5 protein-coding genes are annotated in these 8734 nt (G+C 43.0%); 2 read left to right on the forward strand and 3 right to left on the reverse strand.

From position 1 onward, the window contains the following. Nucleotides 1-49: 49 nt before the first annotated feature. A complete protein-coding gene (gene uvrC / locus AX663_RS08675) occupies nt 50-1834 on the reverse strand; it encodes an excinuclease ABC subunit UvrC (protein WP_037600702.1) in 1785 nt (594 codons plus the stop codon). Nucleotides 1835-1905: 71 nt separating this feature from the next. Next, a complete protein-coding gene (locus tag AX663_RS08680) occupies nt 1906-2601 on the reverse strand; it encodes a YjjG family noncanonical pyrimidine nucleotidase (protein ID WP_060933716.1) in 696 nt (231 codons plus the stop codon). Nucleotides 2602-2876: 275 nt separating this feature from the next. Here AX663_RS08680 and sdaAB point away from each other — a divergent pair, with 275 nt between their 5' ends. Together sdaAB and sdaAA are read left to right on the forward strand one after the other, a co-directional pair. Beyond that, a complete protein-coding gene (gene sdaAB, locus AX663_RS08685) occupies nt 2877-3548 on the forward strand; it encodes an L-serine ammonia-lyase, iron-sulfur-dependent subunit beta (RefSeq protein WP_002885347.1) in 672 nt (223 codons plus the stop codon). A gap of 12 nt (nt 3549-3560) precedes the next feature. Next, a complete protein-coding gene (gene sdaAA, locus AX663_RS08690; protein WP_021147208.1) occupies nt 3561-4430 on the forward strand; it encodes an L-serine ammonia-lyase, iron-sulfur-dependent, subunit alpha in 870 nt (289 codons plus the stop codon). 83 nt (nt 4431-4513) lie between these two features. On the opposite strand, the gene AX663_RS08695 is transcribed toward sdaAA, so the two are convergent. Then, nucleotides 4514-8425: a GH32 C-terminal domain-containing protein gene (locus AX663_RS08695; RefSeq protein WP_060973249.1), complete on the reverse strand. Its 3912-nt coding sequence runs from the start codon at nt 8423-8425 to the stop codon at nt 4514-4516. Between the last annotated feature and the right edge of the window lie 309 nt (nt 8426-8734).

Raw genomic sequence — 8734 nt, forward strand, 5'->3', positions numbered from 1 at the left:
ATTATCAATCACCCTACCAAGTTTTTCTGAGTTACTTGAAAAGTCTAACTTAATTGTTATCATTTAATTTATCTAACAGAGCCTCTGCTACTTTTTCAGGGATTCCAAGAGCTTGAATGTCTTCGGCACTGGCTTTTTGGATAGCTGTCATAGACTTGAAGTGTTTGAGAAGTTTTTGTTTGCGCTTAGGTCCTAACCCCTCCACGCCATCAAGTTTAGAACTGAAACTATTCTTACTACGGACTTGACGATGGAAGGTGATGGCAAAGCGGTGTACTTCATCCTGAATACGGTGAAGGAGGAAAAATTCCTCGGATTGACGTGGCAAATCAATGACTCGCAAAGGATCTCCAAAAAGCAATTCATTGGTTTGGTGCTTGTCATTTTTCTGAAGACCTGCAACTGGGATAGATAGATTGAGTTCCTTGCGAAGCACATCCTTGGCTACATTGACCTGACCTTGACCACCATCCATGATAATGAGGTCTGGTGGCGTTAGACCATCACGTTTGACACGACTATAGCGACGACGAATGACCTCACGCATACTGGCATAATCGTCAGGGCCTTCAACAGTCTTAATCTTGTATTTGCGGTACTCTTTTTTATTAGGTTTACCATTTTCAAAGACAACCATGGCAGAGACAGGGCTAGTTCCCATGATATTAGAGTTATCGAAAGACTCGATACGGACCGGTGTCGGAATCCCCATGAGTTTGCCTAGATTTTCAATAGCTCCTTGGGTCTTAGCCAAGTCTTTTTCGAGGAGATCAAATTTTTGGGTCAAACTGACGCGGGCATTTTTCGTCGCCAGATTAACCAACTGCTTCTTCTCTCCACGTTGAGGTTTAAAGACCTTGACCTCATCTCCAACTAGAGCCTCAACAGACTCTTGATCAATGTCTCCTGGAATGAAAATCTCCTTAGGCTTGAGATGACGACTATCCAGATAAAACTGACCCATATAGGTTAGGAAATCTTCCTCAGCATCATTATAATAAGGGAACATATTGACATCACGCTGAATGAGTTTCCCTTGGCGAACAAAGAAAACCTGAACACACATCCACCCCTTATCCACGTAGTAACCGAAGATATCACGGTCCTGCATGTCTTGACGGATAACCCTTTGCTTGGTCCTAAGCGTCGAAACCGCCTCAATCAAATCGCGATACTCCGCAGCACGCTCAAACTCCATCTGGTCAGACATATCCTTCATCTTGGCCTTAAGCTGATTAACGATTTTATCATCATGACCGTTTAGGAAATTCTTGACATCTTCAACCAAACCTTGCCAATAGTCCTCAGTGGTGTGACAGATGGTGTGGGCATTACATTGGCCAATATGGTAATAGAAACAGACCTTATTGGCCGGATTTTTACATTTCTTAAAGGGGAAAATACGGTCCAAAAGCTTCTTGATTTCATTGGCCGCACCAGAGTCTGGGTAAGGACCAAAATAGAGACCGCCATCCTTCTTAACCTGGCGGGTAATCAAGAGCCTTGGATAGAGCTCCTTAGTAATCTTGATAAATGGATAAGACTTGTCATCCTTGAGGCGGATGTTGAATTTAGGCATATTCTCTTGGATAAGATTAATTTCCAAAAGCAGGGCCTCAATATTGGACTCGGTTACGATAAATTCAAAGTCTGCAATCTCAGATACCAAAAGCTCCGTCTTAGTATCATGACTTCCACGAAAATAGCTACGCACACGATTTTTTAGATTTTTAGCCTTACCGACATAGATAATATTGCCGAATTTGTCCTTGTGGAGATAGCACCCCGGGTTGTTTGGGAGCAATTCCAGCTTATGTTTAATCAGATTATTCATGCTTTCATTGTAGCAAAAAAAGAGCTGAAAAGCTCTTAATAGTCATGGGTAAATACAATTTGAAAAGAGGTCTATTTGCTCAAAATCGTCAAAATTTCTTGGTAGTTTTTGACTTGATAGGTTGGAACAGCTGGAGTCTCATTAACCAAACCTTTTGGATTAAACCAAATGCTGTCAATTCCTGCATTATTACCACCTTGAATATCAGCAGTTAGACTATCACCAATCATGAGGGCCGAATCGGGATGAAAGTCATTCACCTGATCCGCAATTTTTTCAAAAAAGTCCGTAGACGGTTTGTGGGCACCCACTTCATCTGAAATGAAAATATCGTCGAAGAAAGGCAAGATGCTTGAGGCTTGCAGACGACCACGTTGGATGTAGCTAACACCATTAGTTGCTGCATAAATCTTGTGACCGCGATTTTTAACGTTCGATAAGAAAGCATGGGCCTGAGGCAACTCCTGCCCCTGTTGGCTCAAGAAATGCTGGTAACGGCCAGCTAAGTGTCTGCCATCAACCTCCTGTCCAAAATGCTCAAAAAGACGAGAAAAGCGAGTGCGAAGCAATTCCGGCTTAGTGATTAAACCATGATTGAGATCTTCCCACATGGAACGATTCATGGGGATATAGTGATCCTTGTAAACTTTAAGATCTCGTGAAGCCACCCCAGCTTCTTCAAGAAGGTAGGTCAAAGCCAAATCTTCAGCACGGTCAAAATCTAGGAGGGTGTGGTCAAGGTCGAAAAGTAAATGCGTGTAGGTCATGGTATATCCTTTCTAACTGGAAATCTTTAGGCTCTATTTTACCACAATCCAGCTATATATAAACAAAGAAACACAAAAGGGCGACCCGCAGGCCACCCTCTCAGATTTATGAAAAATAAGTATTGCTTACTTAATAGACTGCTATTATATCCATTGAACCTTAAAGAAAGCTTAAAGTAGCTTATTTTTTTGATTCTATAGATTTTTACTTAAACAGCGAATCTCTTTAATTCGTGGTATACTGAAAATACAAGATTAATCAAACGAGGCGTGTTATGAAAAATTTAAAATTTCAATCCGTTTTTGACATCATCGGACCTGTCATGGTCGGGCCTTCCTCTAGTCATACTGCAGGAGCTGTTCGTATTGGCAAGATTGTTTCTGCCATCTTTGGTGAGACACCGACTGAGGTAGAATTTCAACTTTTTAATTCCTTTGCCAAAACCTATCGAGGTCACGGGACTGATGTGGCTCTAGTAGCTGGTATTTTAGGTATGGAAACGGACGACCCTGACATCCCACGCGCTCTGGATATCGCATACGAAAAAGGCATTAAGGTCTACTGGAAAATTAACAAGGATAGTAATGCGCCACACCCCAATACGACTCGTATCACCTTAAAAAATGCTACAAAAACCATTTCTGCCACAGGCGTTTCTATCGGTGGAGGAAATATCCAAGTAACTGAACTCAATGGTTTTGCGGTCAATCTCAAGATGAATACACCGACTCTCATCATTGTCCACCAAGACGTTCCAGGAATGATTGCCCTTGTCACAGATATTTTGTCGCGTTATGGCATCAATATCGCCCAAATGACTGTTACTCGGGAAAACGCCGGTGAAAAGGCCATTATGATTATCGAAATTGACTCGCACCAGTGTGATGAGGCCGTCACTGAAATCGCTAGAATTCCTCATCTACATAATGTCAACTTTTTCAGCTAAGAGGGGGATTGCATGTTTTACACTATTGAAGAATTAGTTCAACAAGCTGACCGAGATTACCAAGGTAATATCGCCAAACTCATGATTGCTACAGAGACAGAGCTAACTGGACGGGAACGTCCTGAAATCCTAGCTCTGATGGCTCGAAATCTTGAAGTGATGAAGGAGTCTGTTCAGGCTGGTTTGTCTCCTGAGAAATCACCAACTGGCTTAACCGGGGGAGACGCTGCCAAACTGGATGCCTATATCAAAAATGGAAAGACCTTGGCTGATTCTGCCGTCTTAGGTGCTGCTAGAAATGCCATGGCAGTCAATGAATCTAACGCCAAGATGGGCTTGGTTTGTGCCACACCAACTGCTGGATCAGCTGGTTGTCTACCTGCTGTTCTTACAACTGCTATCGAAAAACTGGGCTTAACCGAATCACAACAATTGGATTTTCTCTTTACTGCTGGTGCATTTGGCTTAGTCATCGCAAATAATGCCTCGATATCTGGTGCCGAGGGAGGCTGCCAAGCTGAAGTCGGTTCCGCCTCTGCTATGGCTGCTGCCGCTATTACAATGGCTGCTGGTGGAACACCTTTCCAAGCCAGCCAGGCCATCTGCTTTGTGCTTAAGAATATGTTGGGACTCATTTGCGACCCTGTAGCCGGATTGGTTGAGGTCCCATGTGTCAAACGTAATGCTATGGGGGCAAGCTTTGCCCTAGTAGCTGCTGACATGGCCTTGGCAGGCATCACATCAGCCATTCCAGTCGACCAGGTCGTTGATGCTATGTATCAGGTTGGTTCAGCTATGCCAACTGCCTTCCGTGAAACTGCTGAAGGTGGCTTAGCAGCAACTCCAAAAGGAAAGGCACTAGCAAAAGAAATTTTTGGGTAATTTTTAGTAAAAAACAAAAAAACTTAGAAGCTTTCATACTTCTAAGTTTTTTCTTCTTACATAGCCTTTTCAACGTTTTGATTTTAGCTGAATAGCCATTTTGTCAAAAAGTGCCATGTTTCTTTGGCAATACTTGCAAGGAAGGTTGAGAGACTAAATGCGTTGAATTTTTTGAGGAGGTTCTCAACTAGTGGTGTGACAGTCTTAGGTGTTTCCACTGGAGCCTTACTTTCTTCTTGCTTACCAGTATTATCCTGAGATGAAGCTGGCACTGTGTTTGTACTGTCGTGACTATTATTTTGCCCAGTTGGTTCAGGCTCTGGAGCAATCTCAGGCTGATGCTCAGGTTCATCTGTTTTATTTTCCGAATTTGGCTCTGGACTAGGTTCTGGCTGAGGATCAGGTTTGATTGGTTCGTCAGTGGTGTCACTACTTGTGTTTGTCAGTTTTTCAGTAACGAAGAAGTTTTGGAATTCTACTGAACCATCCCAAAGACCGACACCTACATGGGCTTGATTGAAGTAATTATCCACGGCATCAAATTGATGATGGAGCACTTCCTTACCATCGACATAGACTGTCATGGTGTCCTTGCCCTTTTCAACCTTGACGTGGTGGTACTGACCATCATTGATTGCTTTATCCAGATGAGCTTCAGCGATGGTTTCACCACCAAAACGGAAGAGACGTACAGTATCGTTGTCAGCAAATTGGACAGAGTAGGCACGGCCTGGTTCTTCACGTTCCGCAGCTACAAAAAGGTTGACCAAACCATGTTGGTATTTGACATCGATATCATAGTCAAATTGCTTGAAGCCATTACTTTCATAGGCCATGAAGAAGTCATTGGCACTGACATTGCTATCGTAAAGGGTATCGTCATCAATATACCAATTACCAGTGACAGCTTTCAAGCCTTTAAGGTTGGTCGCAAAATTATTGAGAGTGATGGCAATATTAAAGGTCCTGGTCAGTGAAGGATTTTCAACTGAGGTTGCTGTGACAGTGAGATGACCTTTATGAAGAGCTTTGAGAGAAAGTTTATTGTCATGTTCAGTGAATGTCACCAAACTTGGTTCACTGACCGTCCATGTCACATCTTGCTCTTCAGAAGCGGGTGCCAGGTAAACCTGCAAGTCCTTACTTTGACCAACTTCGAGGGTCAAATCACCTGCAACTGTGGTGTTCATGGCAACGGCCTTAGTGACTTCCTTCTTGTCAGTCCAAGTACTCTTAATTGGATAAATAGCAATGTTTGCTTTAGCTGGACCACCTTCAACCAAGACACTTGCTCCAACGGCTCTTGGACTTGGGAAAATCTGGTTAGCACCTGCCACCGTATTACCCTTAGCAAAGACTTCCACACTCGCACGATCCACATAAAGATGCAAGTCAATAGAACCATCTTCATTGCGAGTCACTTGTTGGCTATTCACCTTAGCAAAGGCATCAGAAAGAATCGTACCAGATTGGCTACGGTCAATAGACAAAGTTTCCTTGGTTAAATCGTAAACGACCTTTGTAGCTTGACCATCACCGACGCGAAGGTTAAAGCCAACTGCTGTCGTGTCCTTCCCTGGTACAAAGTGAGAAACCACTTCATAAGTGTCACCTGTGAAATCTTTAAGCAGTTCATTGTCAGAAGCTACTCTGACATTTTCAAAATACTGGGCATTATCTGTATCACGAAGGCTTTCATAGGCCTTAACAGGTGTTTGTGTTAAGAGGTAACGGTCGCCTGATTTAACCAAACCAAGGTCAAGGTTAAGGTTAAAGGTACCATTAAATTTTTGACCAACAGTATCTGCAACCAGATTGCAATAATCTTCCCAAGTGTTCATCCAGTTGATTTCAGTCAATTGAGGGATGTTTGGATGCTCAGTTGTCCCAAAATCATGAACATAGTAAGTCATGGCAGCATAGGAATCCTTACCAAAATTCATGATTTCGTCATGGTCTTGGTAAACTTCATCAGCTACAAAGGCCCACTTACCATCCACTTGTTTAAAGTCTCCAACCTTGTAAGAACGACCACCACGTGAGAGGACCCACTTGAGAGCCCCATCATTGGCCACAATCGGATAGAGGTCAGGACATTCCGTATGCAAATCCTTATAGGTCGTTTCCACTTGCCAGTTCTTTAAGTCTTGTGAAGAATAAATGCGGAGTGGACCACCTGCAAGGACCATAAACCATTGGTTATCCCAGCGGAAGACCTTAGGGTCACGGAAATCTTGGTTTTGAAGGGGATCCTGAGACCAGTCGGCAACTACCTTGTCATATTTTTGCCAAGTTCTCCCCTCGTCCTCACTGTAGGCAATTTCAATCCGTTGCCCATTACCATTTGAAGTGATAATAGCTACCAGACCACCTTCCGGAGATTTGAAGAGGCCTGAACTATTGGTACTATCAACCACGACAGAGCCTGAGAACATGTGACCTGTTGCATCTGGATAGAAGGCTATAGGCTCTTCATCCCAATGAAGCAAGTCTCGGCTGGTCGCATGGACCCAGTGCATTGGCCCCCATTTGGTATCATCGTAAAATTGATAGAAGAGATGGTAACGTCCCTTGTAGAAGACCAAGCCATTAGGGTCATTAGCCCAGCCATCCTTGACAGAATAATGATACTGATCACGATAAAGCTCGTTGTAATACACATCATCACTCTGTCTGCGGTGGATATTAACACGATAAGTCAAGGTCACAGGACGGCCTAGTGAATCAGTCATACTACTTTCAATAATAAAGTAATTGGCACCTACAGCCACTGGCAATTGTGAAATATCTGTGTAAACATTTCCCTTGGCATCTTCTACCTTGATAACAGCATTTGGATTATGCTTAGTGATGTCAAAGCCTACTGTCTCTGCATTGTGTCCCACATATTGGATATGGAGTGGTTCTTCAGAGAAGAATTGGGCTTGTTTTTCAACAGATCCTGTTTTTGAGGTCACAACAAGATTGTCAATCAAAGGAAGACTGGCATCATCAAGATTAACATAGCGGGTGTTTTTGAAAATGACATTGGCATTCCAATTAAGAAGTCCAAAGTAACCTTCTGGAAGGACTTGAGGTTGACCCTTATCACTTTTTTGAAGAACAGCGTCGCCTGTACTTGCGACAAGCACATCATTGACATAGTAAGAAAGCCACTGATTAGCCGCAACTACTCTAAGATTGTAGGTTTCATCGGCAGTTGGTGTTACATCTTTTTCATCTACAAGTTGAATATCATGATTATTGACCCAACGCCAAAACTTAACCTTATGGTTACCAGAGTCTACGTTGACCCCGTACATATTTTTATCGCTACTATCATTGTTACCACGGAAAATGAGGGCAGCAGCACCACCAGCTTCCTTGAAGGTCACATCTGTTGAATAGATAAAATTCTTGCCCTCGGATTGAGAATAAAGGAAAGAGTCTCCCTTGTCTTTAGCTTCTGAATGAATACCGTCAGCCTGCATTTCCCAGTGACCATTTTGGTCTGCGGTCATCCCTTCTAGATTGGTAACCGCTTCATTATTAGGCAAATCCGTTTTTTCCGCTGTCACATGAACAGGACTGGTGCTATTCGTTACAACTGGAGATTGTTCTTGATTGGTCTGATTCAAATCGGCTTCTTGCGTTTGGTTAGTCACTTTCTCAGCCTCGCTAGCCTGTGTTTGTACTTCTTTTGACTGGTCAGGGCTAGGCTGAGTGGGATTCTCTTGAGCTGTTTGAGCAGATTCGGAAACAAGAGACGGGCTCGGCTCTACCACTTGGGGGACTTCCTTGGTCGTGCTAGGAGCAAGCTCCGCTTGAGGGGCAACTTGATGGTCAGTTTGAGCTACCACTTCTTGAGGTGTTGGGCTCACAGTTGCCTGTTCCACTTGGTCCGCATAGACAGGACCAGCCAGGGCCAAACCTGCAAAGCTTACCAAGGCACAGCCGTAGACCCAAGTCTTCCCACTTTTACGCATAAACCAATTTTTACAAACAGTATCATTCATGATTCTTCTCCTTCTTTAGAGTAACATTAAATGTTATCTCAGTTTTCATGAAAATTCAAAGTCAATACATTCGCCTTTATTAATAAGCCTGTCAAAGTTTCCGGAAATATCTCTAGGATTTACATTAAAACGGTAAACGCTTACTTTTAATATCATTATAGCACTATAATCTGAAAATACCATCTTTTTCTGTAATATTTTTCATATAAATCATAACCACCCGTCTAACGGGTGGTTTGATCAAGGGCTATAAACCCATAATACCAGCCAGCGCCTAAAGACGCTGGCTTTCACTTTGTTCAAGCCTTA

Origin of the sequence: Streptococcus sp. CCH8-H5, from assembly GCF_001556505.1 — a bacterium.
GTDB lineage: Bacteria > Bacillota > Bacilli > Lactobacillales > Streptococcaceae > Streptococcus.